Source organism: Holdemanella sp. DFI.5.55 (assembly GCF_020593575.1).
GTDB classification, from domain to species: domain Bacteria; phylum Bacillota_I; class Bacilli_A; order Erysipelotrichales; family Erysipelotrichaceae; genus Holdemanella; species Holdemanella hominis.
Map to the genome: position 1 here is coordinate 1 of NZ_JAJDMK010000236.1, position 306 is coordinate 306.

At 37.6% G+C, this 306-nt stretch carries 1 pseudogene; it reads left to right on the forward strand.

The features are described 5' to 3' along the window. A pseudogene (locus LJE08_RS13935) lies at nt 1–191 on the forward strand (hypothetical protein); the annotation flags it as partial. Between the last annotated feature and the right edge of the window lie 115 nt (nt 192–306).

Here is a 306-nt window from a genome sequence, read left to right on the forward strand (position 1 = left end):
CAGTAGGATTGAATGATGCGACAGTTGCAAAATATATTCGAGAGCAGGAAATGCATGATATCGCAATGGATAAAATGAGTGTAAAAGAGTACGCAAATCCATTCTCAGAAGCAGAGCAACAGGCATATAAACAAGAAAAAGCAAAGAGTGAATATAACGGATGGGCAAGCCCATCCAATACGGTAAAATAAGTCCAGTTGATACGGTGACGAAGTCCATTGAATCCGTTGTATAAGTCCACACCTATATTGTAGATATAAACTATCATCCTCCTGTTGTAAGATAAAAACAGGTAAGTAAGTATAC